The organism is Enterobacter sp. 342, from assembly GCF_036663495.1.
Lineage (GTDB): Bacteria > Pseudomonadota > Gammaproteobacteria > Enterobacterales > Enterobacteriaceae > Enterobacter.
In genome coordinates this window covers 1-2,303 of record NZ_JAWUEI010000091.1, presented here as the reverse complement: position 1 = coordinate 2,303, position 2,303 = coordinate 1, and the positions used below count along the sequence as shown (strand labels likewise).

At 42.3% G+C, this 2,303-nt stretch carries 3 protein-coding genes; all 3 read right to left on the bottom strand.

Translation table 11 applies throughout. The features are described 5' to 3' along the window. Window positions 1-638 precede the first annotated feature (638 nt). From V6E55_RS25280 to V6E55_RS25270, 3 genes are read right to left on the bottom strand one after another with little or no spacing between them, the layout of a single operon-like run. Window positions 639-1,136, bottom strand: a complete 498-nt coding sequence (locus V6E55_RS25280) for an Hcp family type VI secretion system effector (RefSeq protein WP_129996790.1) — start codon at window positions 1,134-1,136, stop codon at window positions 639-641. A gap of 18 nt (window positions 1,137-1,154) precedes the next feature. Then, window positions 1,155-1,487: a DUF1493 family protein gene (locus tag V6E55_RS25275; RefSeq protein WP_129996791.1), complete on the bottom strand. Its 333-nt coding sequence runs from the start codon at window positions 1,485-1,487 to the stop codon at window positions 1,155-1,157. Next, a complete protein-coding gene (locus tag V6E55_RS25270) occupies window positions 1,481-1,939 on the bottom strand; it encodes an STM2901 family protein (protein WP_129996792.1) in 459 nt (152 codons plus the stop codon). Before V6E55_RS25270 ends, V6E55_RS25275 begins: the two co-directional genes overlap by 7 nt. Window positions 1,940-2,303: the final 364 nt, after the last annotated feature.

The following is a 2,303-nucleotide window of genomic DNA, read 5'->3' as shown; positions in this document are numbered from 1 at the left end:
AAAGCGTGCGTATTGCCTGAAAACACAACCCGCTACGGGGGAGACTTACCCGAAATCTGATTTATTCAACAAAGCCAGCGGTGGAGTGTGTGATTGGCACGAAGCCGCTAACTCGATTATTACGGAAATCAGCGAGGCGCAATAAATTCTGAAATGCATTATTAGCCAATGTCGTTTGTCATTCTGGTGAGAGCACTATATTCATAGACTCTTTATATTTCAAACGTCGCGGCAAACACTATGAGCAAGTTTATTATTTATATTCTGAATATATTATTTTGTAGCTATATACTGGCTACATGCCTCATTTCTTTTGTTAGTTTTGATAACTGGGAGGACCGCACAATCGTAATAACCATCATACTAGGGAGCGCACATCTTATTGCAGCATTACTAAATCGTGTACTCCCTGATAGGTTAAACATTTTAGAGGGGATGATTGAAATTGTAGAAGGTCCGCTATTAGTGATTGGCGCAATTGTGTGTCTGGATGTGTTAGAGCCCTGGCCGATGAAAATTATTGGGATGTTTGCATGGGTTATTTTTATGATATTTAGGCCATCATTTATGAAAAGAGATTAGTAATGATAATCCCTGCCCGCGCATACGAAACGCTGGCGGGCAAGTTCAATATAACGTTATGCAGCAGAGCCAGAGGTTGGACGTTCATTCCACGCATCGTGCGCTAACAAGTTACCGTCCTTGTATAAATGTGTAATCTTCTCATAATTAAACGCCACTTCCTCCATATGCCCCGTCCCCGGACACCCTCGGGTGTCGTACATTACTGGACTCACAGAAATGACCTTAACGTTCTCGAGCGTGATTCGGTAATACTCCTCCTCTTGCCCGGAATAGTTAATATGGTAAAACCTGAACTCAGCCGTTTTAAACGTCTGGCCCGTCGCTGCCGCTTTGAACAGATAAGGTGAAGATCTGTCCAGTTCCTTGGTGAACTGAAACGGTGAATGCTGGCGAGTGCCAGTGACCTTTCCCGTTGCCGAGTCGGTTGGCAGACTGAGGTTATGTTGTAATCCTCTTAGCTCAATACTTCCTTCCCTGTTTGCAACGTCACAGGAACCACAAATCATTGTACCACCGTCATTGGTTAAAAAGAGATGTACAGGTACGGCCATTCTATTGCTCCTTGCGTTTTAGTCGTATAACCATTTGCCCGCTTTTGCAGATTCGATGAGCATTCCAATAGTGAAATCTGGAACCATCACCACCGGGAATTTTTTGAATGGATTCCATGAAAAAGGCTCATCAGGATAGTAGGTGTTTATGTTAAAATTCCCTCTATCAACATTAAATTCTTTAAAAAACTCGTCCATTAAATCTTCTGCTTCAGTGACATCAAGCTGCATGTCAGTATCCAAATCAGTTTTTGCATTCAGTAATTTTTGCTTCTCTTCGTTATTCATCAGATAAACGCCGTTATAGCGTCTGGCTAAGGCGTAGATGCGCTGCTCAATATCCTCTACCATAGTTTGTCGGTGCCCCGTGCAATTCGATTATAATCACGTATTGCAGCATAGGTGATTAGTGATACATCAGCGACTAATATCACTATGCCTATTAACGGTATTGTCCTGCCAACAAACGCACTCACTTTCGATACCATTCGACACTTTACTGTCCACGGAGTGTACCCACCAACCCAGGTAGGCAGCTTAATGCCATAAGGAAATTTCGCCTGTTTGAAATAGTTCCTCATGGCTTTCGAGGCTCGGGACGTTCCTTCCGTGGCTCCCGCGGGTTTCTTTCTAGTCGTTTGATTATTAGCACCACTGTATAACGCAGCAATTCCCGCCACATCGTCAATACCAAAATGATCGGCAATTGATTCGCAGTAGATCATAAAGAAAAGTCCTGCCGCAGTAAGATTGGTTCTGCCAGCATAAAAATACGTTCCATTTAGTTCTTCTGTTGTGTCCATAGTTCATTCCATTGAGTTGCTCCAGGAAGAATCATAAATGTTGGACAATAATTAAATTGAGATCTCTAACATAATTCTGAAAAACCTCCTTATATAACCACAATGATAAGAATACAGCCATATCATTCAGTTCAATAATATTATTGAACAAACAAATTATCCCTTCCACTAATTTAAACACCCTCGATTCAGGATCAAGGGTGTTCCAATACGTTATTATTTTGCCTGCCCTATATTGCGCTTAACTAACGGGATATCTCCAGTATCATTCAGCGCCCCCGGAAACGGGTGATGCTGCCAACTTACTGATTTAGTGTATGATGGTGTTTTTGAGGTGCTCCAGTGGCTTCTGTTTCTATCAGCT